Source organism: Bizionia paragorgiae (assembly GCF_900107625.1).
In the GTDB taxonomy this organism is placed as follows: Bacteria; Bacteroidota; Bacteroidia; order Flavobacteriales; family Flavobacteriaceae; genus Bizionia; species Bizionia paragorgiae.
Genome location: NZ_FNQK01000010.1, coordinates 40,205 through 67,137, shown reverse-complemented (window position 1 = coordinate 67,137; position 26,933 = coordinate 40,205). Strand labels below are relative to the sequence as shown.

Sequence of the window (26,933 nt, the reverse complement as noted above, 5' to 3'; positions counted from 1 at the left end):
TTGTGATTGATTTTTATTTTACTTTTGAAATTTGCGCCATTAATTCGGCTTCAGCACATAATTTACCATTGGCATAAGCATAACCTTGCATATGGCAAATACCACGACGTATAGGTGAAATTAAGGTACATTTAAAAATTAGAGTATCTCCAGGAACTACTTTTTGTTTAAATTTCACATTATCCATTTTCATAAAAAATGTGAGGTAGTTTTCTGGATCAGGAACTGTACTTAAAACAAGAATACCTCCTGTTTGAGCCATTGCCTCCACTATAAGTACCCCTGGCATTACTGGTGCGCCAGGAAAGTGACCTTGAAAGAACGACTCGTTCATAGTCACATTTTTCATTCCAATAACACGATCATCGGTAATTTCAAAAATCTTATCGATTAACAAAAAAGGTTGCCTATGCGGTAACATTTGCATAATTTGATTCACATCCATTACTGGTTCTTGATTCAAATCGATTGCAGGCACATTATTTCGACGCTCGTTTTTTATGAGTTTAGACATTTTTTTAGCAAACTGGGTGTTTACAAAATGTCCAGGTTTATTAGCTATAACTTTACCTCTGATTCGTGTACGAATTAATGCTAAATCGCCAATGACATCTAATAATTTATGTCTTGCGGCTTCATTAGGATAGTGTAATGTTAGGTTGTCTAATATACCGTTTTGTTTAACAGAAATAGAATCCTTTTTAAAAGCAACTTTTAACTTTTCCATCGTAGCTTCAGATAATTCCTTATCTACATATACAATAGCGTTGTTCAAGTCCCCTCCTTTAATCAGTCCGTTCTCCAATAACATTTCAAGTTCGTGTAAAAAACTAAACGTTCTTGAACTTGCTATTTCATCCTTAAAATTAGACATGTTATTTAAGGTCGCATTTTGGGTACCCAATACTTTGGTTCCAAAATCCACCATAGTAGTAACTTGGTATTCATTTGCTGGCATAACAAGAATTTCACTTCCCGATTCTTCGTCGGTGTAAGAAATTACGTTTTTCACCACGTACTCTTCTCTATATGCATCTTGTTCTACAATACCAGCCTCTTCAATAGCTTCCACAAAATACTTTGATGACCCGTCCATAATTGGTGGCTCAGAATTATTGAGTTCTATGATAGCATTATCAATATCTAAACCTATAAACGCCGCTAAAACGTGCTCACAAGTTTGAATAGTCACTCCATTTCTTTCTAAACAGGTACCTCTTTGTGTAGTTGTAACATAATTAGCATCAGCTTCTATAGTAGGAGCACCTTCTAAATCTACTCTTTTAAAAGCAAACCCAGAATTTACTGGACCAGGCTTAAAGGTTAATGTGACATCTTTTCCTGTATGTAAGCCCACCCCTTTAAGGGATACTTCCTTACTTATCGTTTTTTGCTTTATTTCAGTACTAACTATTGCCATATTCTTTTTTTTCTAGTTCATTTATGGATTTTGCCAGTTTAGGCAAATTTTTAAAATATACGTAAGATTTGTTATAATCGGCATAAGACAAAGCAGGAGAGCCTTGTAAAACTTCATTATCCTTTACATTACGACCAATACCAGATTGCGCCTGTATTTTTACATTATTCCCCACTGTAATATGTCCCGCAAAACCAACTTGACCACCAATTTGGCAGTTTTCACCAATTTTAGTAGAACCCGCTATACCAGTTTGCGCTGCAATAACCGTGTTTTTACCAATCTCAACATTATGAGCGATTTGAATTTGATTGTCTAGCTTAACACCTTTTCTAATAATTGTAGAACCTAAGGTTGCGCGGTCTATAGTTGTAGCCGCTCCTACCTCTACAAAATCTTCAAGAATAACATTACCTATCTGGGGTATTTTAATATACTCACCATTTTCATTAGGAGCAAAACCAAAACCATCGGCTCCTATAATAACTCCAGAATGGATAATACAATATTTACCGAGACTGCATTCTGAATATATTTTAGTTCCTGAAAACAGAATGGTGTTATCTCCTATTGTAACGTTATCACCGATAAAACTATTAGGAAAAATCTTTACATTATCACCGATTACCACATTTTCACCTAAATATGAAAAGGCACCTATATAGACATCTTTTCCTATTACGGTCGATTCTGGCACCACAACGGGTTGCTCGATTCCGAACTTATTAAGCTTTACCTGATTGTAATATTCTAAAAGTTTGGAGAATGACTTATAGGCGTCGTCAACTTTAATTAAAGTGGGCGTTACCGTTTTCTCGGGTGTAAAACTTTTATTTACAATTACAATAGATGCTTTTGTATTATAAATATGTGACGTGTATTTAGGGTTTGCCAAAAAGGTTAATGCTCCTTCGACGCCTTCTTCAATTTTTGATAATTTAGAAACTTCAACGCTTGGGTTCCCCGAAACCTCGCCTTCTAAAATATCTGCTATTTGTTCTGCTGTAAACTTCATGATTGACAAAAATAGAAAAAATGTATCAAACTTTTTCCTTTGGGTAACATATAAAATATTTCGTCACCGATTTTGATAAGGCTTTTATGTTTAATTGATCTGAAGCCTTAACTATATCTTCAATTTTACCGTTTTTATGTAAAATTTTTATTCGCTGCTTTTTCTCTGTAAACGCCTGATTAGAAACCTCTCCCGAAAACACAAAGTAATCTGCTTCTGTTTTTGAGATGTTGTATTTTGCGATTAAGGCCTCGCGATGTTTTGTTAGCAATTCTTTTTTTATAGGTTTCTTTTTTAATTTACATTTTAATAAATCTCTGTTAATAATCATTCCACAGAGGTTTTTCAAAACAAAATCGTCTTCATACTGCCAGGCCTTCATTGCCGAAACAATATCATAATCATCTAATTCTGAAAATAACTCTAAGGCTTCTGTATTAAAATGTTCTAAAGTAATATCGTTTTTTAAAAAGTACATTAAAGGCATACTTGCCGTTAAGGTTACGCCTTGGCGTGTAAGCTCCTTTGCCCTTTTTAATACTCTTATTAGCAATTGTTCGGCCGCCACTCCCGTTTTATGTAAATAGACTTGCCAATACATTAAACGCCTTGCGGTAAGGAATTTTTCGACACTGTAAATCCCTTTATTCTCAACAACCAGTTGGTCGTCTTTTACGTTGAGCATGGTAATTAAACGTTCGCTATTAATATTCCCTTCGGCCACCCCGGTATAAAAACTATCGCGCTTAAGGTAATCTGCGCGATCCATATCAATTTGACTAGAAATTAACTGGCACATAAACTGTCGCTTGTACTTTCCTCGAAAAATCTCAATAGCAAGTGTTAAATCGCCGTTAAATTCCTTATTCAGTTTTTGCATAAAAAACATAGAAATATGCTCATGAGACACCCCATTTACAATACTGTGTTCCATAGCATGAGAAAAAGGTCCGTGACCAATATCGTGTAATAAAATAGCAATATAAAGTGCATTTTGCTCTTCTTCACTAATTGCCACCCCCTTAAAACGCAGTACATTAACCGCTTTTTGCATTAAATGCATACACCCTATAGCATGGTGAAATCGCGTGTGATGAGCACCAGGATATACCAAATAGGATAAGCCCATTTGAGAGATACGACGTAACCGCTGAAAATACTTATGCTCTATTAAATCGAAAATCATCGAATTAGGTATGGTAATAAATCCGTAAATTGGGTCGTTTAATATTTTGAGTTTGTTAATAGTCTGCAAGCTTTTAATATTTTAAATTAAATTTAAACAAATATACATGAACACTATTAATATACTTTGGGTTGACGACGAAATAGATTTATTAAAACCACATATTCTTTTTTTAGAGAAGAAAAATTACATTGTAACGACATGCAAAAGTGGTACGGAAGCCTTAGAAGTATTAGAAAGTAATACCTTCGATATTGTTTTTCTAGATGAAAACATGCCGGGCCTAACAGGTTTAGAGACCTTACATGAGATTAAAGAGAAAAATAACGCCCTTCCAGTGGTTATGATTACCAAAAGTGAAGAGGAGTATATTATGGAGGAGGCTATTGGTAATAAGATTGCTGATTACCTTATAAAACCTGTTAATCCGAATCAGATTTTACTGAGTTTAAAAAAGAATTTAGACCATTCGCGATTAGTTTCAGAAAAAACGACGTCTAATTACCAACAAGAATTTAGAAAGATTGCTATGGATTTATCTATGGTAAACTCCTATGAAGAGTGGGTTACGCTGTACCAAAAGCTTATTTATTGGGAAATTCAGCTAGAGGATATTGAAGACCCGGCGATGTTTGAAATTTTAGAATCGCAAAAGAACGAAGCTAATATACAGTTTGGTAAATTTATAGATAAAAATTACCCGTCTTGGTTTAAACCGAATACTGAAGCCCCTACCTTATCGTATAATTTATTTAAAGACAAAGTCGTTCCCGAATTAAGTAAAGAGCAACCTACACTGCTTGTGGTTGTTGACAACTTAAGATACGACCAATGGAAAGCCTTTGAACCTTTTGTGTCGACCTACTATAAAAAAGAATCAGAAACCCCTTACTTTAGTATTCTACCTTCTGCAACTCAATATGCTAGAAACGCGATATTCTCAGGGTTGATGCCTAGAGATATGGAGCGTCTTCATCCAGATTTATGGAAAAATGACACCGATGATGGTGGGAAAAATTTACATGAAGCGGATTTTTTAGATATTCAAATGAAGCGTTTAGGGTTAACACATCTAAAGCATGAGTACTATAAAATCACCAACCTGAAATCCGGCCGAAAGCTAGCCGAAAATTTTAAAGGATTAAAAGAAAATGATTTAACCGTTGTGGTTTATAATTTTGTAGACATGTTATCCCACTCGAAAACAGAAATGGATGTCGTTAAAGAATTAGCATCCAACGATAAAGCGTATCGTTCACTAACACAGAGTTGGTTTAAAAATTCTCCACTTTTAGAGATGATTATCCAAGCACAGCAAATGGGTTTTAAGTTAATTATAACCACCGATCACGGTACTATAAATGTTAAGAATCCGTCGAAAGTTATTGGAGATCGTGATACAAGTTTAAATTTACGGTATAAAACAGGTCGCAGTTTAAGCTATGAAGAAAAAGATGTACTCGCTGCTAAAAACCCAGAAACTATACTCCTACCATCCTTATCGATGAATAGCGCATTTATCTTTGCGAAAACAGATTTATTTTTTGCTTATCCTAATAATTATAATCACTATGTGAGTTATTATAGAAATACCTATCAACATGGCGGAGTTTCTTTAGAGGAAATGATCATTCCCTTTGCTGTTTTAAATCCAAAACAATAGCTTTGCACAAAATTGGATACTCGTGGAAATTGAATATAGTTTAGAATCCCTTAAAGCGGTTGCAGATGAGATAATTAATACGGCAACGCGTTCTAATATCATCCTTTTCAATGGAGATCTTGGTACAGGTAAAACGACTTTAATAAAAGAATTAGTAAAAACGATGGGCTGCAACGATACCGTTAGTAGTCCGACGTATTCTTTAGTTAACGAATACCACTCGGATTCCGCATCTATTTATCATTTTGATTTATACCGTTTGGAACATGAGGATGAGCTGTATGATTTCGGAATTGAAGATTATTTAGATGCGCCTTCTTGGAAGTTTGTAGAGTGGCCATCATTATTAAAGCCATTACTTAGAGATGGGTTTTATGAGATTACAATTGAACGGGTAAATAATGAAAAGCGTAAGCTTCAATTACAGTATATAAGTAATAATTTATAGAAAATACTAGTGTAAAAAGAGGCTTTTTTATGCGATTACGGTTTTTGCCGTAACCACTTATCGAAAAAACGCTTGTTTTAACACTTTATTAACATTTAGCTCATTTTTGAAGGATCATATTTGATAGTTTAGCAGTCTAGTTTAATCAAATAAAAAACCTAATTTTATGAAAGCAAGAAATTTTTTAATAGCACTAGCAATTTTTGGAGGTACATTATTTACTGCTCAAGCAACACATATTATAGACTTAAACGATCAAGTACAAACACAAATTGACAAAAGAAAAATCAAAATTCCGAGAAACGGATAGAAAAAGTATTTTACTAGGGAGTGTTTTCGCTATTTTAATTGCGATTTCTCCTTACCTATTTTACGCATACGAGAGTGTTCCAGAACAAGCTGTTTGGGACACTCTATTTTTTAAGTATACGAGTGTTCATTATGAGAATGCCCAAGTTGCATTTTGGACCATCACAGGAAAGGTAATGCCATTATACTTTCTTGTAATATGGTTTTTCACTTGTAGGCACTGGTGGTATCACGCTTTATTGATACCAATTATAATGTACATTATACAGTTAGTTAGTGTTATCAATGAAGATATATCTTATTTTGATAGATTAGAACTCACGTACTTCCTTCCATTAATGGCCGTAATTATTCCATCTATATATTTAATACGTGCCCAATTATTCGATCGTATAAACACCGTAAATAAAACCACTCAAGATTTAGAGGACGAATTAAAAATTAAACCCAAAAATTTAATTGATAAAATTAAGCAGTATTTTTAATTCTAGATATGAGCATTCAAAATTTATTCGTAATTTCATTTATTAATAAATTATAGCTCCGTTATATGTCATCAATACACTCTCCTTTTTCAAAATCACAATTACTTCCTCAAGAAGAAACATTAGAGATTTTAAAAAAGAAAAGCAATCTTTTTATAGGAATTCCCAGGGAAACGGCTTTTCAAGAAAAAAGGGTGTGTCTAACACCAGATGCTGTATCTGCGATAGTAAACAATGGACATCGCTTATTAATAGAAACGGGGGCAGGTTTGGGATCTAAATTTAGCGATAAAGATTACAGTGAGGCCGGTGCAGAAATTAGTAATGATACTGCGAAAGTATATGGCTGTCCGATGATTTTAAAAGTTGTCCCTCCTACTCTAGAGGAAATAAAACTAATTAATCCTCAAACTATTTTAATATCTGCTTTACAATTAAAAACCCAATCAAAAAAATATTTCGAAACTTTAGCAAGTAAACGCATTACCGCTTTAGCTTTCGAGTTTATTCGCGATGAAGACGGCGCTTATCCAGCAGTGCGCTCATTAAGTGAAATTGCCGGAACCGCATCAGTTTTAATTGCCTCAGAATTACTAAGTAATGCTAGTGAAGGAAATGGCCTTCTATTTGGAAATGTTAGTGGTGTACCACCCATTGAAGTGGTTATACTGGGCGCCGGTACCGTAGGAGAATTTGCAGCGCGTAGTGCTATCGGTCTAGGTGCTAATGTTAAGGTTTTCGATAATTCAATCACTAAATTACGCTGTCTACAAGCTAATTTAGGCCGAACAATTTACACCTCTACAATTCAACCAAAATATTTAAACAAAGCATTAAAACGTTGTGATGTAGCTATTGGCGCTGTACGCGGAAAAGATCGCGCACCGGTAATAGTTACCGAAGCAATGGTTGAACAAATGAAATCTGGGTCTGTAATTATAGATGTTAGCATTGATATGGGCGGGTGTTTTGAAACCAGTGAAATCACGACACATACTAAACCAACTTTTAAAAAGCATGGTATCGTTCATTATTGCGTACCAAATATTCCTTCGCGTTATGCTCGAACGGCTTCGGCATCAATAAGCAATATTTTTACTCCCTATTTACTTAAAATTGCCGATGATGGCGGATTGGAACATTCGATAAGAATGGACAAAGGTTTAAAAAATGGCTTGTACTTTTATCATGGGATTTTAACAAATCGTTCCGTTGGGGAATGGTTTGACTTAAAACATAGTGACATTAACCTTTTAATATTCTAAATTTGCAGTAAATAATTTCTATTTACTAAACAATTAATAATTCATTATGTCTTTACTTCGAAGAATAGCCTATTACATAGGAGGATTCTCTTTAGGCTTGTTACTTTTAGCCTTTTTTTTAAACGGAAAAAAAGTATCGTGTAGCTACGGTCCGGAATCTCGGGTACTAAAAAATATACGAACTAAAACACTGGTACTATCCGATGAGGCTCAATTATTTGCCCAACAAAATAGTATAGATACGATTCAAATTAATTATATACTCCACAAAGGAGATGTTCATTTTTCTAAAAGTAACACTCGCAAAGAACCCTGCGGAGAATATTATATAGAAGGTCAAATTAACCAAAAAGAAGCCGCGATTACCATAGAGAATTGCGAAAAAGAAGCCCTATTAAAACGTATTGAATTTATAAACTAACTATAGTCCTCAATAAAAAAAACCTCATAGTTTAAACTATGAGGTTTTTTTATATTCTAATCTAAAAAGAAGAACTTTTTATTCTAGTTTTCTTCTTTTTCTTTCTTTTTTCAATAAAGACAACTCTCTACTTGTTTGTCCTGCTACCGAGGTGTTTTCTTCAGCACGTCTAATTAAATAGGGCATCACATCTTTTACAGGTCCAAAAGGCACGTATTTCGCTACGTTATAACCTAAAGCAGCAAGATTAAAACTGATATGATCACTCATACCATACAATTGCCCAAACCACACACGGTTATCGTTTTTGTCAATTTTTAAATTTTCCATAAGCTGCATGCCTAGGTATGAGCTCTCTTCGTTATGGGTTCCTATAAAAATCGATATATCATTTAAGTTATTCAAAATATATTTTAAACAGTCATTAAAATTTACGTCTGTAGTATATTTATCCTTACAAATTGGAGACTCATAATCTAATTCGTGAGCACGCTCGCGTTCTTTCTCCATATAGGCGCCGCGAACAATTTTAAAGCCCAACTTATAGCCTTCTTTTTTAGCGCGTTCGTGTTGTTCTTTTAGATAATCCAAACGATCCCATCTATACGTTTGAAGGGTGTTATACACCATAGGTTTCTCTCTATTGTATATAGACATCATTTGCTCCACAAGCTCGTCGGCAGCATCTTGCATCCAACTTTCTTCAGCATCAATTAAAACCTCTACATCCTTTTCACTTGCCAATTTACAAATCGCATCAAAACGAGATACTATACGCCCCCATTCCAAAGTTTCAGCTTCAGTAAATGGTTTCCCTTCTCCTTTTTTCTGGTATAAGTAAAAACGACCAAGCCCTGTTGGTTTAAAAACAACTATCGGCATAGCTTCTTTTTCATCTGAAAAACCAACAATTTTAAGAAGCTTTAAGGTCGCTTCATCAAACTGCTCCTCCTCCTCTTTACCTTCTACCGAATAGTCTAAAACAGAACTCACGCCTTTGGTGTACATATTTTCTATGACTTCCAAGCAATCTTCCTCATTTACACCACCACAAAAGTGATCAAAAACGGTTGCTCTAATCAACCCTTCTACCGGTAAATTTGCCTTTAATGCAAAATTCGTAGCCGCTGCCCCTATTCTTACTAAAGGTTGGCTAGAAATCATTTTAAACAGAAAATAAGCACGTTCTAATTGAGAATCACTCTTTAAAGAAAATGCAACTTCTGTGTTTTCAAAAATTTTAACTTGACTCATTTTATTTTCCAATAAGATATTTTGCAAATATACTTACTCGGCACTAATAATTTTATAAAAAGACCTTATTTTCACACTCTATTTAAATTATTTAAAAAATGACTTCAATTACAACTCAAGACTATACAATTCACTTTAATACAGATGGTTATGATAAATTAAATGCGTTTTTAAAAACAAGCAATTACTCAAAATTATTTTTTTTAGTCGACAATAACACGCATAACCACTGTTTGCCTCATTTTTTATCTCAAATTTCTACCGATAAAGAGATTGAAATCATCGAAATTGAAGCTGGTGAAACACATAAAAATATAGACACCTGTTCTGGAGTATGGAATGCCCTTTCGGAGTTGAATGCTGATCGTAAATGCCTAATTATAAATGTAGGTGGTGGCGTTGTAACAGATTTAGGAGGTTTTGTGGCATCTACTTTTAAAAGGGGTGTTGACTTTATTAATGTTCCAACCTCTTTATTAGCCATGGTTGATGCGTCTATAGGTGGAAAAACAGGGGTTGACTTAGGAGCTTTAAAAAATCAAATAGGGGTTTTTAATACGCCTAAAATGATCATTGTGGACACAGCTTACCTAAACACTTTGCCGCAACTTGAAATGCGATCGGGATTAGCCGAAATGCTTAAGCATGGATTGATTCACAATAAACTGTATTGGAGTAGATTAGAAGACTTATCTAAATTAACACTTGAGGATTTGGACGACTTAATACACGAGTCGATAATTATAAAAAAAGACATTGTAGAACAGGATCCTAATGAAAATAACTTACGTAAAACTTTAAATTTCGGCCACACCCTTGGTCATGCTATTGAATCTTATTATTTAAGCAGGACGGACAAACCTACTTTGTTACACGGAGATGCAGTTGCTATAGGTATGATTTTAGCCACTTTTATCTCTACCCAACTCACAGGTTTTTCAGAGAAAGAAAATGCGATGATCAAAAAGGTGATTAAAGCTATTTATGGATCTGTGGAGATAAGCGAAAATGATTATGCCCCTATCATAGAGTTGTTAAAATATGATAAGAAGAATGAACATGGTCACATCAATTTCGTACTCCTTGAAGCTATAGGTAAACCCAAAATAGACTGTCAAGTAGATAATGAATTAATCATTAAAGCTCTTAATTTTTATAAGGAATGATATAAAATCATAAAAGGCATCGTATTTTTTTGTAATTTTAAAAGGAGTTGACTTGCGGATACGCTTACATAGTATTAATTAAAACCTGTAGTTATGCGAAGAGTTATTGTGGATTACAAAAAATTAACCCCAGAGGTTCTACAATTATTAACCTCTAAGTTTCCTGACGGTTATGGTGATAAGGATATTATAACTTTTGACAACCATAAAAACGAAACAATTGAAGCTATTGAAGTGAAATCGGAAGACACCACGTATCTCGTTAAGGTAAGCTGCCGTTTACATTATACCATGACGAATTTAGATGATAATATAGATCAACTAGAACTTAATGACGCCGGACATATCGTTGTTGAAGATGATTTTTTCACCAAGAAAGACGAAGAAGAATAAAGAAATAGATTGATGTAATCGCTGTTACAATCCTATTTTTGTAGATATATAAAAAAACACGCCCTTTAATTAACATTAAAGGGCGTGTTTTTTTTTGAATTGATAATCGATTCTACTTATAATTCTCTAAAAATATCGTGCATTAAACGTTTTTTATCATTTAAGCTTTCTTCTAAAGAAATCATAGTTTCTGTTCTGTAAACACCATCTATGTCATCTAACATAAAGATAATTTCTTTTGCATGTTCTGTGTCTTTAGCTCGGATTTTACAGAAAATATTAAACTTCCCAGTCGTAACGTGTGCTACGGTTACAAACGGTATCAAGTTAATACGCTCTAAAACAAATTTTGTTTGAGAAGTGTTCTGTAAAAATATACCAACATAAGCTATGAAAGAATAACCAAGCTTCTTGTAATCAATTGTTAATGAAGAGCCTTTAATAATACCAGCATCCTCCATTTTTTTTACTCTTACATGTACTGTTCCTGCAGAGATCAATAGCTTTTTAGCTATATCTGTAAAAGGAACACGTGTATTATCAATCAACATATCAAGGATTTGATGATCAACTTCGTCTAATCTAAATTTTGCCATTTCTATTAATTATTAAATATAATGCAAAAATAGTATAATCTTATGAAAGATTAGAGTATAAAAGTTAATTATTACCTAATTTTAATGCCAATAATTCATTGTTTATAATTAAAGAATTTACTATATCACCAACCTGTAAAGAGCTATAGTTAGTGGAAACGACAGACTTATTATCGCCCATTATTGTTCTATGACCATATTCGGTTATAGTCTTTTCAATTTTTACAATTTTTGGCACAAAAGTAACGGCACCATCTACTAATTGCTCCTCAAATTGAATCGCAATATCTTTAATGTCGTCCTCTATTAAGACGTTTTTTATAAGGACATCAAAAAAACGTTTTTCATTTTGGGGTATTTTAAGATAGGATTCAACAGCTTTATCTGTGTCCTCAGGAGTTATTATAGCGTTTAAAGCCAGGAGATAGGATTGAAATACAAATCGCCTCACCTCCTCTCTCTCGTAATCATTATGGTAGTGTCCAGCTTCAAATAAAATAGTAGGGACATTTAGCGATTGAAAAGTATCCCCTACACAGTTTATATTAAATGAGTCGTCATACACCCCAATCTGACCATCTAACTCGCTTTGTAATGATTCCGCCATTTTACCAATAACAGCCATAGCTTTAGCTCTTGTCGCCGTTATAGAGCGCTCCTCATCTTGAGCGGGTGATAAAAATGAAAGTGTAGCCACCTTATTATAAGGACCAGCGCTAAAAATAGTTCGTTGTCCGTGCAGATTAAAACAAAAATCAGGCTTAAATTCATTAAAACACAACCTCAAAGCTCGGCTTTCGGGCTGAGACTGTTGCTGGGCATCCCGATTCAAGTCTACTAAATTAGCATTTAAACGCGTATATACTTCAGCGCCATCTGGATTTAAAATAGGGATAATAACCATTGTAAAGTGGTTTAAAAGACGACGAGATTCCTCTGAATCGGATTCCAAAAGGTTGATTAAATCAAAAAGAGCTTTCGTGGTTGTCGATTCGTTTCCGTGCATTTGAGACCACATAAGAATCTTAACGGGACCTTGTCCGACAGTAATAGAATAAATATTTTGAGTGTTTACAGAACGACCAATCACAGAAACTTTAAATTTCTCCGACAGTCTTTTTAATAAGGGCTCAATATGCTTGTTGTTTATATAACGTCCAAAAAGGACTTTCTCTTTGTGTTTAAAAAAGAGTGATTTAATACAATCTATTTCCATCTGTAAATTTTAAGTGTTACAAAGGTAAACAATTGTTTTGTTACATCTGTAAACAAAGGAAAAGAGAGTTTGAGTGTTAATTGTATACAATTGTTACTGCTTAAAAAGCGTTTAACCCCAGTGTATTTAGAAAAATTCAATAGCTTTAAACTAATCTTATTAAACTTCTTGTTTTCAGTTAGTTATATATTGTTATTTAAAGTGTTTTATAGGTTAAAATTAATAAATACACACATAATATTGCTACTTCTAAATAATAAGTTTACATTTGTAACGTATAATAGTATTAAACACGTGTTTACAATGATAAACAATGCTGATTTTGGAAAACGCCTTCAAAAGGTGATTGATTTTTATAGTGAGAGTGCCTCTTCCTTTGCCGAAAAAATAGGTGTTCAGCGTTCTACCATTTCGCATATTCTTTCTGGGAGAAATAAGCCTAGTTTAGAATTTGTTCTTAAAATACTCTCCCACTTCCCCGAAGTAGAATTGTATTGGTTGATGAATGGCAAAGGACATTTTCCTGCGCAATCAAAAAATGAAGTTCAAAACGGATTTCAAGAAGCAGCACCTGAGAATTTATTTTCAACACCTATCTCAGATAAAAATCCGCAGCACCCAGAAATTCAAAATGAACGCCCTACTTCGACAAATTATTCTAATTCGAAAAAAGAAATTGATCGGATTGTGATTTTTTATAAAGACGGTAGTTTTTCAAATTTTGAGAATTAGGACTCATACCTTAAATAAAATGAAATACGCGATTCTTAGAAGGGTGTTATTATTCTGTGATAAGCGTTAATTTTTAGCTTATAAAAGCTATATGTGTGCAAATGATTGTATCATTTTGTAGCTTTACAAAAAATTTAATTTTATGAAATCTATTGCTTTATTCTTTACCCTATTTCTTATTTTAAGCTGTAACCAACCTGAACGTAATTGTACGGATTTTAAGACGGGGAATTTTAAATTTAATTACTTAGTTGATGGCAAGGAGCATGTGGGGCACATTACTCGAACTGATGATTTGCAAATTGAAACCTACGGCACACGAGTAGATTCTTCTGAAGTACGATGGGTAAATGATTGTGAGGTTATTTTTAGAACTATTAATCCTAAAAGTATGGCCGAGCGTAAAGACATTCATATTAAAATAATAACAACGACAGCAGATTCTTATACCTTTGAATACTCTTATGTAGGAGAAGTGGCAAAACAAAAAGGAGAAGCCTTTAAAGTAGATTAATCAACATTGGTGTATTACTGTTTATAATACGCTTAACTTTAATTACAGTCTATTTATACATTGAATTTTAAAGTTCATAGCTAGACCAAAACATCAGATTATATAGCGTATTAAAAAAGCCCATCTTTATAAAGATGGGCTTTTTTATTATAGGCATTTAAAACACTCTAACATATTAAAATAATATGGGCTGACCATTTTCATCTAATTTAATGTCATCATCACTATCAGTGTCCGATTTCGTGTCTTTATTTTCTTTAGAAGCTGTTGGTTTAGAGGATGAGACATCTTCTTCTTCAATAACTTCCAATTCTGCCGCAGGCGTTTCTTCAGGAGCTTCATAAGGTATCGGATCCAACAAGTTAATAGTATTAACCTTTTCTTTAGTAAGCTGATTACCTTGCGCTGTAATCCCTTTTACAGCAATAAATTCCTCTAAGTTAACTGGTTCGTTTTCTTTACGATCTTTACCGCGTTCTTTCTTAAATTCGATCTCTGCCATCGGTTTCCAATCGGTAGACACGATTTCTAAAAAGGAATTTGGGTGATTAGAAATAAACTGTTCTTCTTTATTTTCATTTTCTATAAGGAAACGTTTTACGTAATAGATTTCCTTTTCACCATCATAATAAATTGCAGAAATTGGTTTTTTAGGAATCCATTTTTCCATAATAACCATATCGTTATCAAAATGTGTTGTAACTTCTGGTATTATGGTTTTTGCAATCCCTTTTTGAGTAATAATTAAGATGCGGTCTTCTCCTCTAAATTCACCAACCAATTCGCCGCGTTCATCAACATTTAAACGCTGAACAGTATCGTCGTACCATATTTTTCTTGGCTTTAATGTAGAGACTCCTTTTTCTTTTAATTCAATTTTCTTTACAGGGTGTTTACTCACTAGGTTACCTTTAGAAGCTCTTCCTTTAATTAAGATATCTGCAAAATCGATATCCCATTTTAATTTTTTAACACTTCCTACCTGGCGTAAAAATACCGTCACTACTTCTGCTTCACCATTAGGGTTCGCAGAAAAATAAAGAACTTTCGAGTTTTTAGTCCCGTTTGTTAAATCGTACTCTTTGTCACGAGTAATAGACGTTACGGCAAAACGTTTAATGTACGACGGACCTTTACTTCCATCTTTATACACCATATTATAAATGGTACGTTTGTCTTTTTTCTTAAAAACAGCAACATGTATAATACCTTTACCAACAAAGGTTTTTGAATCTACTTTAGAAACCATCATCTTCCCGTCTGCAGTAAATGCAATAATATCGTCAATATCACTACAGTCACAAACATACTCATCACGTTTTAAGGAGGTTCCTATAAACCCTTCTTCCTTATTTACGTACAGTTTAGTGTTTCTAATAACAACTTTTGTTGCATCGACATCTTCAAATGTTCTCAATTCTGTTTTACGCTCTCGCCCTTCACCATACTCTTTTTTAAGTCTTGTAAAGTACGCGATAGCATAATCTATTAAGTGCGCTAAATGATGCTTTATTTCAGCTATTTGTTCTTCTAGTGCATCAATTTTTTGTTGTGCTTTATCGATGTCAAATTTTGAAATTCTCTTAATACGAATTTCTGTTAAACGCGTAATATCATCAACGGTAATAGCGCGCTTAAGATGTTCTATGTGTGGCTTTAGTCCGTTGTCAATAGCAGAAATTACCCCATCCCAAGTTTCTTCTTCTTCAATATCGCGGTAGATTCTATTTTCGATAAAAATACGTTCTAAGCTCGCAAAATGCCATTGTTCTTCAAACTCACCGAGCTTAATTTCTAACTCTTGTTTTAGAAGGTCGACCGTATTATCGGTACTTCGGCGTAACATTTCGGTGACACCAACAAAAAGAGGCTTGTTATCTTCAATAACACAGCCTAATGGTGAAATTGAGGTCTCACAACTTGTAAAGGCGTATAACGCATCGATAGTTTTATCTGGAGATAATCCTGAAGGTAGGTGGATTAAAATCTCTACTTCGGCAGCTGTATTATCCTCAATTTTTTTAATTTTTATTTTCCCTTTATCATTCGCTTTTAATATCGAATCGATTAAAGACGAGGTCGTCGTTCCGAAAGGAATTTCAGAAATCACCAAGGTGGTTTTGTCCAATTGAGAGATTTTTGCTCTCACACGTACTTTACCTCCTCGAAGTCCGTCGTTATAATCGGAGCAATCAGCAATTCCGGCAGTCGGAAAATCTGGAAGAAGCGTAAATCGTTTGCCTTGTAAGTGTTTTACGGAAGCATCGATTAGCTCTATAAAATTATGAGGTAGAATTTTTGTCGATAGTCCCACAGCGATTCCCTCTCCTCCCTGTGCTAAAAGTAGCGGGAACATCACTGGTAGATTAATAGGCTCTTTACGACGCCCATCATAACTTGCTTGCCATTGGGTGATTTTAGGGTTAAAAACGACGTCTAAACCAAATTTAGAAATTCGTGCTTCAATATAACGAGAAGCTGCTGCCCGGTCACCGGTTAGAATATTACCCCAGTTTCCTTGCGTGTCTATTAGCAAATCTTTTTGTCCGATTTGCACCATGGCATCAGCAATACTAGCATCCCCATGTGGGTGATACTGCATGGTATGCCCCACAATATTAGCCACTTTATTATAACGGCCGTCATCAAGGTCTTTCATCGAGTGCATAATACGACGTTGAACCGGTTTAAAACCGTCTTCAATTGCGGGTACTGCACGTTCTAAAATGACGTACGAAGCATAATCTAAAAACCATTCTTTATACATTCCCGTAATTCGGGTAATGGTTTCTTGAGGCTCCTGGTTGTTTAAATCTTCTAAGTTGTCGTTAATTAGGTCGTCGTTATCTTCTGCCATATTACGTATCCCTTCGTAGGTGAGGAATTTTATTGGTTTTGTTTTAAATGATTTTTCATTTAAACTCTAGTTCTATATTCTGTTTTTTTAATGAATCTGCTTATGCTTTTTCAACTAAACACTATTCATTCTTATATTCTGTTTAATTGCATTACCCATTAGCTGGAGGTAATTTACTATTTTATACGCAAACGTTATTCAATAACGTCTAACTCTACTTTTAAATTATCGATAATAAACTCTTGTCTGTCTGGTGTGTTTTTACCCATATAGAATGACAATAAGTCCTCGATATTCATATTATCGTCTAACATTACGGGATCTAATCGTATGTTTTCGCCAATAAAATGGACAAATTCATCGGGTGAAATTTCACCAAGACCTTTAAATCGGGTGATTTCAGGTTTAGGCTTTAGTTTTTCTATCGCATCTACACGCTCTTCATCCGAATAACAGTAAATGGTTTCCTTTTTATTTCTTACACGAAATAAAGGCGTTTGTAAAATATATAAATGGCCTTCTTTTATAACTTCTGGAAAAAACTGAAGAAAAAAGGTGATTAGTAATAATCGAATGTGCATACCATCAACATCGGCATCGGTAGCGATGACAACGTTATTATAACGCAAATCTTCTAAAGACTCTTCAATGTTTAGTGCTGCTTGCAGCAAGTTAAACTCTTCATTTTCGTAAACAATTTTCTTAGTCAGTCCGTAGCTGTTTAAAGGCTTCCCCTTTAAACTAAAAACCGCCTGTGTATTTACATCTCTAGATTTAGTAATACTACCAGATGCCGAATCCCCCTCGGTAATAAATAAAGTGGACTCTAAGTATCTAGCATTTTTAGTGTCACCAAAATGCACACGACAATCGCGAAGTTTCTTATTGTGTAAGCTTGCTTTTTTTGCACGATCTTTTGCTAATTTACGAATACCAGAAAGTTCCTTACGTTCGCGTTCGGCTTGTAATATTTTGCGTTGTATCTTATCGGCAGTTTCCGGATTTTTATGGAGATAATTATCTAAATAGGTTTTTAAGAAGTCATTCACATAGGTTCTTACCGTTGGCAATTCGCCACCCATATCTGTAGATCCTAATTTTGTTTTTGTCTGACTCTCAAAAACCGGCTCCATAACCTTAATGGCTATTGCCGAAACTACAGATTTTCTAATATCTGAAGCGTCAAAATTTTTACCGTAAAACTCGCGAATGGTTTTAACTAAGGCTTCTCTAAAAGCCGATAAATGCGTCCCTCCCTGCGTGGTATTCTGTCCGTTAACAAAAGAGTGATATTGCTCGCTGTATTGCGTTTTACTATGTGTAAGCGCCACTTCGATATCATCACCACGAAGGTGTATAATTGGATAGAGTAAATCGCTTTCGTTTATGTTTTCGGCTAAAAGATCTTTTAAACCATTTTCACTAAAGTACTTCTCTCCATTAAAAACTATGGTTAGCCCTGGATTTAGGTACACATAGTTCTTCAGCATTTTTACAACATACTCGCTGCGGTATTTGTAATTTTTAAAAATAACTTCATCGGGAATAAAGGATACTTTAGTTCCTTTGCGGCGTGTTGTTTCTTCAAGAAACTCTTCATTAACTAGGTTTCCTTGTTCGAAATCCGCCGATGCACTTTTACCATCACGAGACGACTCGACTCTAAAATAAGACGACAAGGCATTAACTGCTTTGGTACCGACTCCATTTAAACCTACTGATTTCTTAAAGGCTTTAGAATCGTATTTTCCACCGGTATTCATTTTTGAAACGACATCAACCACTTTTCCTAAAGGAATTCCACGTCCATAATCTCGGACAATAACTTTACTACCTTGTACAGAAATTTCTATGGTTTTACCAGCCCCCATAACAAACTCATCGATAGAGTTATCAAGCACTTCTTTAAGTAAAATATAAATACCATCGTCTGGAGATGATCCATCCCCTAATTTACCAATATACATCCCAGGACGCATACGAATATGCTCCTTCCAATCTAATGAGCGTATATTATCTTCGGTATATTTAGTTTGTTCAGACATAGTGTTTAAGAGAAAGTTTAGATCGACTGCTAATATACTATAACCATTGAAAAAATGAAATAAGGATTAGCTAAATTAATTAACAATAATGCATTAAAATATTAATAGCATTAGTGTTTATAAAATGCACTCTCTAATATAAGATGATTACTCATTTTAATCACTATTTTCTTTAGTTTTTGTTAACGATAAACTTATATTAAAAAAAACAGAGTATTTCATTGTAGCACTTTAGCCTACTTCTCCACAATTCTCAAGTCTTAAGTTAGATCTTTCTGAAATTTATTCTCTTTTATATAATGACATAAATACTCCTAGTTGAGAACAACTTTTAATCAAAGTCCAATTAGTCATAATATAATTTAATTCCTCGTCTTTGGTCACATTTTCAATATTTGAAAGCAATATAAATTTATTTGTTTCAATATTAAATTTAGCATAATGTTCAGCCTCAGATAATACTTTAAATTCTGAATTTCCTCGCTCATTAAACCTAATTCTCGTACCTATATCTGAAGGCTTAATGCCTACGGAATCTATGTAACGCTCCATTTCTTCTTCAACCTTAAAACTGTTTAAATAAGCTAATGAACTATCCCAAGATTGTGACAATGTTGCAGGATAAATCCAAAAATGCCCTGAAACAAACATCAAAACAACCGCAGTATATAGGATTGGTTTTTTAGCAACATTATAATGCGCCAACAAGTTTACCAGCAAGATAACTGCTAACAAGTAACAGACCATGAAATACCGATCTGAAAACGGATTAGAAAATGGTACCGTACCTATAAAAAATATTAAAGCAAATACAAATAAGGCGATTGCAATTCTATCTATCCCAACACTTCTATTCGATTTATCTTTTATGTATTTCACCAATAACGGCAATAGAAATATCGCAATTATAAATCTCCCGTATTCTAGAAAGCTTTTTACATAAACAATACCATTTATAAGTATTTGATTTAACCCAACAGGTTGCCTATGCAAATTATAATTTTTATTCTGACTAATTATAAACCAGCCCAATTTTTCATATTGAAAATAGCAAAACACAGCAAAACTTAATAACGCGACCAAATATGCTAAATAGATGGATTTCGTGTGTTTAATTAATTTGAGTCGTGTGTATATGATATGAATTATCGCTATAGCTACAACAATATAAATTCCTCTAAGGTTGGTGAATAGTAACCCAGTTAGTGCTAATGCAAACCATAATGAATTTGATTTAATCAGCGCATTTAAACTCAGTAACGTAAAAAACAACAGTAGCATGTCGTTGTTTAAATTGGTTGTTTGCGCTACAAATGTGGGTTCTAGACATACTAACAATACTGCAAATGCAGAAACACCTTTTACAAAATTGTTTTTACCCAGCAACACAATTTGCCATACGACACCAATATTAACGAGCAGCAAAAGTAATCTTGAAGACCAAAGAGCTTTCTGAAAAATAGTCCAGAAAACAGCCAATAATGTAATCCATAAGGGTGGATGACCAGAATTATTATCTGTAGGTAAAATGAATTCCGTAAGTCCATTAGCGTAAATCCAGCTAGCACGCCTAGACTTACTGATACCATCCCAAAAAAAAGGTGTGTGTTTTAATAGTAAAAACTCAACTATTAACACACACACTAAAAAAAATAAAATCTGTTTATCGTTTATTTTATTTATATATTTTATCATTTACACAAGTTAAACATTAAATAAGAAGTGCATTACATCGCCATCTTTAACAATATATTGCTTCCCTTCTACTCTCATTTTCCCTGCCTCTTTTGCTTTTGCTTCACTACCATAGGTAGCGTAATCGTCGTAACCTATCACTTCAGCTCTAATAAATCCTTTTTCAAAATCGGTATGGATAACTCCTGCAGCTTGAGGTGCTGTTGCGCCTACTGGTATAGTCCAAGCTCTTACCTCTTTAACACCCGCCGTAAAGTAGGTTTGTAGGTTTAATAACTTGTAAGCCGAACGAATTAATTTTGCCGATCCCGCTTCATCTAATCCTATGTCCGACAAGAACATCTGGCGCTCCTCATAATCGTCCAACTCATTAATATCTGCTTCTGTTCCTACAGCAAGTACTAATACTTCTGCATTTTCGTCTTTAACAGCCTCTTTAACTTGTTCTACATAGCTGTTTCCAGAAACTGCCGATCCTTCATCAACATTACAAACATATAATACTGGCTTGTCGGTAATAAATTGAGAAGGTTTTACATAGTCATTAAATTCATCCTCAGAAAATTCTAAAGAACGAACAGATTTTCCAGCTTCTAAACCTGCTTTAATTTTTAATAAAACAGCTTCTTCCTTTTGCGCTTCTTTATTTCCTGTTTTAGCGGCTCTCTTTACTTTATCTAATTTTTTATCTACAGTATCTAAATCTTTAAGTTGCAATTCGATATCTATAGTTTCTTTATCTCTTATAGGGTTTACATTACCATCGACATGGACAATATTATCGTTATCAAAACAACGTAATACATGTAAAATAGCATCAGTTTCTCTAATATTTGCTAAAAACTGATTACCTAAACCTTCACCTTTACTTGCTCCTTTTACTAAACCAGCAATATCTACAATTTCTACAGTAGCTGGTAAAACACGTTCTGGATTCACTAAGCTTTCTAGCTTTTCTAATCTAGTATCTGGAACGTTTACAACTCCAATATTAGGTTCTATCGTACAAAACGGAAAGTTAGCACTTTGCGCTTTTGCGTTAGATAAACAATTAAATAAAGTCGATTTTCCTACGTTTGGTAATCCTACAATTCCTGCTTTCATATTATAATTTATTGTGGCGCAAATATACTATTTATTACTATTTTTTAATCTAAAAAACAGAATCATTAAAACGCTTATTTATAGAGTGTTATATTTTTTAATTCTTTAGGTAGGAGAAAACGTCCACTAATTGTTTAATATTAAATGACACATTCTACGCAAATATGTTGATCATTTTAAAAGACTATTAATCAATAAACCAATACTTATGAAACCATTTTTAATATGCTGTTTAAATTTTTTATTCTTATTTTCTTGTTTTGACAACGAAGAAATTCAAGCCGAATCACATGCCTTTACTATTTCAGGAACCGTACTGGCTCCTAATAATCAAGACCCCATTTCTAATGCTAAAGTTGAAGCCTATTTAGGTGCGACACTTAAAGGGAATACCTTAACCAATAATACAGGGGAATTTAATATAGCTCTGCCTGCAGGGGCTTACCGTCTTAAGCTGTCAAAAGGGTTGTTTACCACGCAACAAGAGATAAACGTAAACTCTGAAACCACATTAGCTCATTTTACGCTTGATAGTTTACCAAAAATTGGAGTTGTTACCGGTTATTATGACAATATTGAGAATGTATTGGTCGATATAGGATTAGTAAATCCGCTGACGGGTTTTCTTTATTTGATATTATCGATGGTGTAAATACGAGCCGTTTGCCTTATAATCACTCTTCGAAACATGGCAATCACGGTGCAGAAAACCATAAAAACAGTTCACAGAATCCCCAATTAACACCTAATGTAAGTTTTGATTTTGGAGATTTAATAAATGATCCTGCCTTACTAGAAACCTATGATATTATATTTCTAAACTGCGGATTAATCGATGGTTTCTCGGACCTAGATAGTAACCTTTTAAACTATGTTAGCAATAGAGGTTTCTTGTACGCCACCGATTGGGCTTCCCTTTATTTAACTAGTATCACTAATAGTGGCGCAGATTACCTTAGCTTTTTAACACCAGAAAGAAGCGGAATTTCCCTGTCTACAAACGCTACCATATTAAATGGTAATTTAAACGCATGGTTATTTTTAAATTTCGGAATTACCATCGACGATACTATAGAAATCAATGAATTCCTAAACTTATGGCAAGTGGTAGATTCTTACGATCCTAACACCTGTATTTCATGGTTAAGTGGTCCTGTAACCTACTCTACCAATTCCGGTTCTGAAACAGCAATAAAAGATTTAGCTTTTACTTTCCAAGTTGGTAGCGGTGCCGTATTTTACTCGTCATTTCATACAGAAAACACCGATCAGGGCTTTTCGGATGTTGATCGCATTATGGAGTATCTCGTATTTGAAATGTCCGATATAGAATAGTCTTAAAACGATTAAGACAAAAAAAAATCCCAAGATAGTTCTTGGGATTTTTTTTATTTAAGGTTCCTTTAGATATTTAATCTTCTGGGTGCATAAAGCGTTGTTTTGCTAATAACACTTCTTCTGTCTCTACGTGTTCATCATCAGGAACACAACAATCTACTGGACATACCGCAGCACATTGAGGTTCTTCATGGAAACCTTTACATTCAGTACATTTATCAGGAACGATATAATAAACTTCATCACTAATTGGTTCTTGAGCTTCTTCAGCATCTACCGCTTTTCCGTCAGGTAAAACAATATTTCCTTCTAAACTAGTTCCATCTTTATAACGCCAGTCATCAGCTCCTTCATAAATTGCCGTATTAGGACATTCTGGCTCACAAGCACCACAATTTATACATTCGTCTGTTATTATAATTGCCATAGCATTTTCTTTTTCTAAATTTGCACAAATTTAAAGCCAAAACCTTTCATAAGCAAATACTATATGAAATTACATCAAAGAATTAACGCTTTCACTAAGTTAGGACACTTTTTAACTCAGTTTACAACAGTAGAACCTGTAAAAAATGAAACGGTTGACTATAATGATATCTTTTTCGATGGATTTAAGCATCAATTAAAACTTGCCAAAGAACACAACGGCTGGTTTACACAAAAAAATCTTGCGTTTGCATTGCAAGGTTGGGCCGAAAGTTTAACAGAAGATCAACTGAATCTCTGGCTTAAAGAATATGATTTTGACCAGGTATCGCCTCAGCAGGTTGCTATTATCATGGCTGGAAATATCCCTCTCGTAGGGTTTCACGACTTTTTATCTGTATTAATTTCAGGGCATGCCGTGTTGGTTAAGCAATCGTCTAACGACAAGCATATCTTACCCTATTTGGCTAAATATTTAGAGTATGTAGAACCTGGTTTCAAAGGGAAAATCACCTTTACAGAAAGTAAATTGACAGATTTTGATGCGGTTATTGCCACAGGAAGTAATAATACGGCACGTTATTTTGAGTATTATTTTAAGGACAAACCCTCTATTATTAGAAAAAACCGAAATTCGGTAGCCGTGTTAACCGGAAATGAAACCGAAGAGCAAATGCTTGCCCTTTCTGAAGATATTTTTAGATACTACGGGTTAGGTTGTCGTAATGTTTCTAAGATATTTATACCTAAGGGCTATAATTTCGATGCCTTTTTTAATGCTATGTATCCGTGGAATGACATTATTAACGAACACAAGTACGCTAATAATTACGATTATAATAAAGCGGTTTATTTAATGAGTGAGTTTGACATGCTAGAAAATGGCTTTTTAATGATTAAAGAAGATGAAAGCTACTCCTCTCCTATTGCTACTGTGTTTTATGAATATTACGATGCTCTAGATGCTTTAAAAGAAAAGCTAAATACTGATGCGGAAGACATTCAATGTGTGGTTGCCGATGGCATTATTGATTCTGAAATACCATTTGGAAAAACACAAAAACCCGAACTGTGGGATTATGCAGATGCTATGAATACCATTGATTTTCTGTTGAAAATCTAGTTAATAAATTATAATTTTAATAACATAAAATAAGACATTATTTGTCACCTTTGCGGTTATATAATATGTTTTAATAAAAAATAATCTTTTTTTAAGATTTAAAATATCATTTGAATGAAACTACATAATTTTAGTGCTGGACCTTGTGTCTTACCCAAAGAAGTAATAACTAAAGCCTCAGAGGCGCTTTTAGATTTCGACAATGGATTATCCATAATAGAAATCTCACATAGAAGTAAGCCTTTTGTAGATGTTATGGAGAAAGCTAGGGCTTTAGCTTTAGAGCTTCTAGGTTTAGAAGGAAAGGGATACAAAGCTTTATTTTTACAAGGAGGAGCTAGCACACAGTTTTTAATGGTAGCTTTAAATTTACTAGAAAAAAGAGCTGGTTACTTAAATACTGGTACTTGGGCTGATAAAGCTATTAAAGAAGCGCGGATTTACGACGATATTTATGAGGTTGCTTCTTCAAAACAAGCCAATTACAATTACATTCCTAAAGGATACGACATCCCTTCAGACTACGATTATTTCCACTGCACGTCTAACAATACGATTTTTGGAACCCAAATGAAAAGTTTTCCGAAAACGGATATTCCAATGGTCTGCGATATGAGTAGTGACATATTTTCTCGTGTTATTGACTATTCTCAATTTGATTTAATTTATGCTGGAGCTCAGAAAAATTTAGGCCCTGCAGGCACAACTCTTGTTATTGTTAAAGAAGATATTTTAGGAAAAGTATCCCGTAAAATTCCTTCTATGATGGATTATAAAGTTCATATCGATAAAAGCAGTATGTTTAATACACCTCCTGTTTTTGCAGTATACACGTCGATGTTAACTTTAGAATGGCTTAAAAACTTAGGTGGTGTAAAAGCTATTGAAGAAGTCAATGAGATGAAAGCACGGATTATGTATTCTGAAATCGATTTAAATCCGTTATTTAAAGGCTTTGCAGCAAAGGAGGACCGCTCGAATATGAACGCGACGTTCACACTTTTAAATGATGATTTAAAAGAAACTTTTGAAGCTATGTGTATAGAAGCAGGTATTAGCGGAATAAACGGTCATAGAAGTGTTGGTGGTTACCGCGCCTCTATGTATAATGCTTTATCTATAGATAGTGTTAAAGCATTAGTTGAAGTCATGAGTGAATTAGAAAGCAAGGCATAAGATTTATAAATTTTTATAAAATAAATTAATTTTAAGTTGAAATCTGTTTTATGACCTATAGACCAGCTCTTTCAAAATTAAACCTTAATAAAATGAAAGTATTAGCAAACGACGGCATTTCTCAAAGTGGTATTAAAGCTTTAGAAACAGCAGGATTTGAAGTGTTGACAACAACAGTTGCTCAAGAACAACTTGCAAATTTTATAAATGAAAATAAAATTACAGTACTGTTAGTACGTAGTGCGACAACAGTTAGAAAAGAAATTATTGATGCTTGTCCTGGATTAAAAATTATTGGTCGCGGTGGTGTCGGAATGGATAATATAGATGTTGATTATGCCAAAGACAAAGGTATTCACGTTATTAATACTCCAGCAGCTTCTTCACAATCGGTAGCAGAACTTGTTTTTGCTCATTTATTTGGAAGTGTTCGTTTTTTACATGATTCGAATAGAAATATGCCCCTTGACGGAGATACACAGTTTAAAAAATTAAAAAAGAACTATGCAAACGGTGTTGAACTTAGAGGTAAAACACTAGGTATTGTAGGTTTCGGACGTATAGGAAAAGAGGTGGCTAAAATAGCTTTAGGGGTTGGTATGAAAGTCATAGCTACCGATAAAGAAATTGGTAAAGAGGTTATAACGGTTGCTTTTTACAACGGACAATCGATAGATGTCGAAATAGAATCGGTAAGTTTAGAAGACTTATTAAAGCAATCGGACTTTGTTACTCTTCATGTTCCTGCACAAAAGGAATATGTTATTGGTAAAAAAGAGTTTGACTTAATGAAAAACGGTGCAGGAATTGTTAATGCTGCTCGTGGTGGTGTTATTGACGAGGTGGCTTTAATAGACGCTTTAGATAGCGGAAAAATAGCCTTCGCGGGATTAGATACTTTTGAAGAAGAGCCTAAACCAGCCATAAAAGTATTAATGAATGGTCGCGTATCGCTTACACCACATATTGGTGCCGCTACAAACGAGGCGCAAGACCGTATTGGTACAGAATTGGCAGAACAGATTAGTAATTTGCTATTAACAAAGCAGAACTAAAAAATACAATTTAAAAGTTTTAAATTAAACT

26 protein-coding genes are annotated in these 26,933 nt (G+C 34.1%); 15 read left to right on the top strand and 11 right to left on the bottom strand.

The features are described 5' to 3' along the window. Positions 1 to 13: 13 nt before the first annotated feature. Genes BLV64_RS08860 through BLV64_RS08850 form a run of 3 tightly spaced genes read right to left on the bottom strand, consistent with a single transcriptional unit; the run spans position 14 to position 3,690 of the window. Entirely contained in the window at positions 14 to 1,420 is a 1,407-nt protein-coding gene (locus BLV64_RS08860; protein ID WP_092134173.1) for a bifunctional UDP-3-O-[3-hydroxymyristoyl] N-acetylglucosamine deacetylase/3-hydroxyacyl-ACP dehydratase, read from the bottom strand. Then, on the bottom strand, positions 1,407 to 2,435 hold the full coding sequence (gene lpxD / locus BLV64_RS08855) for a UDP-3-O-(3-hydroxymyristoyl)glucosamine N-acyltransferase (RefSeq protein WP_092134171.1): 1,029 nt from the start codon (positions 2,433 to 2,435) through the stop codon (positions 1,407 to 1,409). The genes BLV64_RS08860 and lpxD overlap by 14 nt, the downstream gene beginning before the upstream one ends. Positions 2,436 to 2,460: 25 nt before the next feature. Then, a complete protein-coding gene (locus BLV64_RS08850) occupies positions 2,461 to 3,690 on the bottom strand; it encodes an HD domain-containing protein (RefSeq protein ID WP_092134168.1) in 1,230 nt (409 codons plus the stop codon). Positions 3,691 to 3,727: 37 nt separating this feature from the next. Here BLV64_RS08850 and porX point away from each other — a divergent pair, with 37 nt between their 5' ends. From porX to BLV64_RS08825, 6 genes are all read left to right on the top strand, one after another. Continuing rightward, positions 3,728 to 5,284, top strand: coding sequence for a T9SS response regulator signal transducer PorX (porX, locus tag BLV64_RS08845; protein WP_092134166.1), 1,557 nt, complete (start codon positions 3,728 to 3,730; stop codon positions 5,282 to 5,284). A gap of 22 nt (positions 5,285 to 5,306) precedes the next feature. Continuing rightward, positions 5,307 to 5,732 (top strand): tRNA (adenosine(37)-N6)-threonylcarbamoyltransferase complex ATPase subunit type 1 TsaE, encoded by a 426-nt coding sequence (gene tsaE / locus BLV64_RS08840; RefSeq protein WP_092134161.1) that lies wholly within the window; start codon positions 5,307 to 5,309, stop codon positions 5,730 to 5,732. Positions 5,733 to 5,898: 166 nt separating this feature from the next. After that, the gene (locus tag BLV64_RS14550) at positions 5,899 to 6,042 is read left to right on the top strand and encodes a hypothetical protein (protein WP_177165311.1); all 144 of its coding nucleotides are present in this window, start codon (positions 5,899 to 5,901) and stop codon (positions 6,040 to 6,042) included. Further along, positions 6,005 to 6,526 carry a hypothetical protein gene (locus BLV64_RS08835; RefSeq protein WP_092134159.1) on the top strand — a complete coding sequence of 174 codons (522 nt, stop codon included), beginning with the start codon at positions 6,005 to 6,007 and terminating at the stop codon, positions 6,524 to 6,526. Before BLV64_RS14550 ends, BLV64_RS08835 begins: the two co-directional genes overlap by 38 nt. A 65-nt stretch (positions 6,527 to 6,591) precedes the next feature. After that, positions 6,592 to 7,791: an alanine dehydrogenase gene (locus BLV64_RS08830; protein WP_092134156.1), complete on the top strand. Its 1,200-nt coding sequence runs from the start codon at positions 6,592 to 6,594 to the stop codon at positions 7,789 to 7,791. A gap of 46 nt (positions 7,792 to 7,837) precedes the next feature. Next, entirely contained in the window at positions 7,838 to 8,212 is a 375-nt protein-coding gene (locus BLV64_RS08825; RefSeq protein WP_092134154.1) for a DUF4258 domain-containing protein, read from the top strand. Positions 8,213 to 8,290: 78 nt separating this feature from the next. Here BLV64_RS08825 and BLV64_RS08820 read toward each other — a convergent pair whose 3' ends face one another. Beyond that, positions 8,291 to 9,466: a proline dehydrogenase family protein gene (locus tag BLV64_RS08820; RefSeq protein ID WP_092134152.1), complete on the bottom strand. Its 1,176-nt coding sequence runs from the start codon at positions 9,464 to 9,466 to the stop codon at positions 8,291 to 8,293. Between the two features lie 98 nt (positions 9,467 to 9,564). Here BLV64_RS08820 and aroB point away from each other — a divergent pair, with 98 nt between their 5' ends. Then, the gene (aroB, locus tag BLV64_RS08815) at positions 9,565 to 10,632 is read left to right on the top strand and encodes a 3-dehydroquinate synthase (RefSeq protein ID WP_092134150.1); all 1,068 of its coding nucleotides are present in this window, start codon (positions 9,565 to 9,567) and stop codon (positions 10,630 to 10,632) included. Between the two features lie 93 nt (positions 10,633 to 10,725). Continuing rightward, positions 10,726 to 11,025, top strand: coding sequence for a hypothetical protein (locus BLV64_RS08810; protein WP_092134148.1), 300 nt, complete (start codon positions 10,726 to 10,728; stop codon positions 11,023 to 11,025). A gap of 116 nt (positions 11,026 to 11,141) precedes the next feature. Here BLV64_RS08810 and BLV64_RS08805 read toward each other — a convergent pair whose 3' ends face one another. Next, complete coding sequence (locus BLV64_RS08805; protein WP_092134146.1) at positions 11,142 to 11,621, bottom strand: Lrp/AsnC family transcriptional regulator; 480 nt, start codon at positions 11,619 to 11,621, stop codon at positions 11,142 to 11,144. 64 nt (positions 11,622 to 11,685) lie between these two features. After that, positions 11,686 to 12,837, bottom strand: a complete 1,152-nt coding sequence (locus tag BLV64_RS08800) for a M14 family metallopeptidase (protein ID WP_092134144.1) — start codon at positions 12,835 to 12,837, stop codon at positions 11,686 to 11,688. A gap of 303 nt (positions 12,838 to 13,140) precedes the next feature. Here BLV64_RS08800 and BLV64_RS08795 point away from each other — a divergent pair, with 303 nt between their 5' ends. Together BLV64_RS08795 and BLV64_RS08790 are read left to right on the top strand one after the other, a co-directional pair. After that, positions 13,141 to 13,569 carry a helix-turn-helix domain-containing protein gene (locus tag BLV64_RS08795; RefSeq protein WP_092134142.1) on the top strand — a complete coding sequence of 143 codons (429 nt, stop codon included), beginning with the start codon at positions 13,141 to 13,143 and terminating at the stop codon, positions 13,567 to 13,569. A 142-nt stretch (positions 13,570 to 13,711) separates the two neighbouring features. Beyond that, on the top strand, positions 13,712 to 14,083 hold the full coding sequence (locus tag BLV64_RS08790) for a DNA topoisomerase IV (protein ID WP_092134140.1): 372 nt from the start codon (positions 13,712 to 13,714) through the stop codon (positions 14,081 to 14,083). A 175-nt stretch (positions 14,084 to 14,258) separates the two neighbouring features. Here BLV64_RS08790 and BLV64_RS08785 read toward each other — a convergent pair whose 3' ends face one another. From BLV64_RS08785 to ychF, 4 genes are all read right to left on the bottom strand, one after another. After that, positions 14,259 to 16,940 carry a DNA gyrase/topoisomerase IV subunit A gene (locus tag BLV64_RS08785; protein ID WP_092134138.1) on the bottom strand — a complete coding sequence of 894 codons (2,682 nt, stop codon included), beginning with the start codon at positions 16,938 to 16,940 and terminating at the stop codon, positions 14,259 to 14,261. A gap of 194 nt (positions 16,941 to 17,134) precedes the next feature. Continuing rightward, a complete protein-coding gene (locus BLV64_RS08780) occupies positions 17,135 to 18,985 on the bottom strand; it encodes a DNA topoisomerase IV subunit B (protein WP_092134136.1) in 1,851 nt (616 codons plus the stop codon). Between the two features lie 282 nt (positions 18,986 to 19,267). Beyond that, positions 19,268 to 20,680 (bottom strand): glycosyltransferase family 39 protein, encoded by a 1,413-nt coding sequence (locus BLV64_RS08775; protein WP_092134134.1) that lies wholly within the window; start codon positions 20,678 to 20,680, stop codon positions 19,268 to 19,270. Between the two features lie 9 nt (positions 20,681 to 20,689). Then, on the bottom strand, positions 20,690 to 21,784 hold the full coding sequence (gene ychF / locus BLV64_RS08770) for a redox-regulated ATPase YchF (protein WP_092134132.1): 1,095 nt from the start codon (positions 21,782 to 21,784) through the stop codon (positions 20,690 to 20,692). Positions 21,785 to 21,992: 208 nt separating this feature from the next. Here ychF and BLV64_RS08765 point away from each other — a divergent pair, with 208 nt between their 5' ends. Continuing rightward, on the top strand, positions 21,993 to 22,436 hold the full coding sequence (locus tag BLV64_RS08765) for a carboxypeptidase-like regulatory domain-containing protein (RefSeq protein WP_092134130.1): 444 nt from the start codon (positions 21,993 to 21,995) through the stop codon (positions 22,434 to 22,436). An 11-nt stretch (positions 22,437 to 22,447) separates the two neighbouring features. Beyond that, positions 22,448 to 23,119 (top strand): YbaK/EbsC family protein, encoded by a 672-nt coding sequence (locus BLV64_RS08760; RefSeq protein ID WP_092134128.1) that lies wholly within the window; start codon positions 22,448 to 22,450, stop codon positions 23,117 to 23,119. A gap of 76 nt (positions 23,120 to 23,195) precedes the next feature. Here BLV64_RS08760 and BLV64_RS08755 read toward each other — a convergent pair whose 3' ends face one another. Then, positions 23,196 to 23,549: a 4Fe-4S dicluster domain-containing protein gene (locus tag BLV64_RS08755; RefSeq protein WP_092134126.1), complete on the bottom strand. Its 354-nt coding sequence runs from the start codon at positions 23,547 to 23,549 to the stop codon at positions 23,196 to 23,198. Positions 23,550 to 23,612: 63 nt separating this feature from the next. Between BLV64_RS08755 and BLV64_RS08750 the strand changes: the two genes are divergently transcribed. From BLV64_RS08750 to BLV64_RS08740, 3 genes are all read left to right on the top strand, one after another. Further along, positions 23,613 to 24,671: an acyl-CoA reductase gene (locus tag BLV64_RS08750; protein ID WP_092134124.1), complete on the top strand. Its 1,059-nt coding sequence runs from the start codon at positions 23,613 to 23,615 to the stop codon at positions 24,669 to 24,671. 114 nt (positions 24,672 to 24,785) lie between these two features. After that, positions 24,786 to 25,847, top strand: coding sequence for a 3-phosphoserine/phosphohydroxythreonine transaminase (serC, locus tag BLV64_RS08745; RefSeq protein WP_092134122.1), 1,062 nt, complete (start codon positions 24,786 to 24,788; stop codon positions 25,845 to 25,847). A 92-nt stretch (positions 25,848 to 25,939) separates the two neighbouring features. Continuing rightward, entirely contained in the window at positions 25,940 to 26,902 is a 963-nt protein-coding gene (locus BLV64_RS08740) for a D-2-hydroxyacid dehydrogenase (protein WP_092134120.1), read from the top strand. Positions 26,903 to 26,933 lie beyond the last annotated feature (31 nt).

Coding starts and splice junctions, on each gene's coding strand:
- aroB (WP_092134150.1), top strand. CDS start 9,565: ATGACTTCAATTACAACTCAAGACTATACAATTCACTTTAATACAGAT.
- serC (WP_092134122.1), top strand. CDS start 24,786: ATGAAACTACATAATTTTAGTGCTGGACCTTGTGTCTTACCCAAAGAA.
- BLV64_RS08825 (WP_092134154.1), top strand. CDS start 7,838: ATGTCTTTACTTCGAAGAATAGCCTATTACATAGGAGGATTCTCTTTA.
- BLV64_RS08750 (WP_092134124.1), top strand. CDS start 23,613: ATGAAATTACATCAAAGAATTAACGCTTTCACTAAGTTAGGACACTTT.
- BLV64_RS08790 (WP_092134140.1), top strand. CDS start 13,712: ATGAAATCTATTGCTTTATTCTTTACCCTATTTCTTATTTTAAGCTGT.
- porX (WP_092134166.1), top strand. CDS start 3,728: ATGAACACTATTAATATACTTTGGGTTGACGACGAAATAGATTTATTA.
- BLV64_RS14550 (WP_177165311.1), top strand. CDS start 5,899: ATGAAAGCAAGAAATTTTTTAATAGCACTAGCAATTTTTGGAGGTACA.
- BLV64_RS08765 (WP_092134130.1), top strand. CDS start 21,993: ATGAAACCATTTTTAATATGCTGTTTAAATTTTTTATTCTTATTTTCT.
- BLV64_RS08820 (WP_092134152.1), bottom strand. CDS start 9,466: ATGAGTCAAGTTAAAATTTTTGAAAACACAGAAGTTGCATTTTCTTTA.
- BLV64_RS08800 (WP_092134144.1), bottom strand. CDS start 12,837: ATGGAAATAGATTGTATTAAATCACTCTTTTTTAAACACAAAGAGAAA.
- BLV64_RS08755 (WP_092134126.1), bottom strand. CDS start 23,549: ATGGCAATTATAATAACAGACGAATGTATAAATTGTGGTGCTTGTGAG.
- BLV64_RS08810 (WP_092134148.1), top strand. CDS start 10,726: ATGCGAAGAGTTATTGTGGATTACAAAAAATTAACCCCAGAGGTTCTA.
- BLV64_RS08740 (WP_092134120.1), top strand. CDS start 25,940: ATGAAAGTATTAGCAAACGACGGCATTTCTCAAAGTGGTATTAAAGCT.
- ychF (WP_092134132.1), bottom strand. CDS start 21,784: ATGAAAGCAGGAATTGTAGGATTACCAAACGTAGGAAAATCGACTTTA.
- BLV64_RS08860 (WP_092134173.1), bottom strand. CDS start 1,420: ATGGCAATAGTTAGTACTGAAATAAAGCAAAAAACGATAAGTAAGGAA.
- BLV64_RS08775 (WP_092134134.1), bottom strand. CDS start 20,680: ATGATAAAATATATAAATAAAATAAACGATAAACAGATTTTATTTTTT.
- BLV64_RS08780 (WP_092134136.1), bottom strand. CDS start 18,985: ATGTCTGAACAAACTAAATATACCGAAGATAATATACGCTCATTAGAT.
- BLV64_RS08785 (WP_092134138.1), bottom strand. CDS start 16,940: ATGGCAGAAGATAACGACGACCTAATTAACGACAACTTAGAAGATTTA.
- BLV64_RS08805 (WP_092134146.1), bottom strand. CDS start 11,621: ATGGCAAAATTTAGATTAGACGAAGTTGATCATCAAATCCTTGATATG.
- lpxD (WP_092134171.1), bottom strand. CDS start 2,435: ATGAAGTTTACAGCAGAACAAATAGCAGATATTTTAGAAGGCGAGGTT.
- BLV64_RS08795 (WP_092134142.1), top strand. CDS start 13,141: ATGATAAACAATGCTGATTTTGGAAAACGCCTTCAAAAGGTGATTGAT.
- BLV64_RS08830 (WP_092134156.1), top strand. CDS start 6,592: ATGTCATCAATACACTCTCCTTTTTCAAAATCACAATTACTTCCTCAA.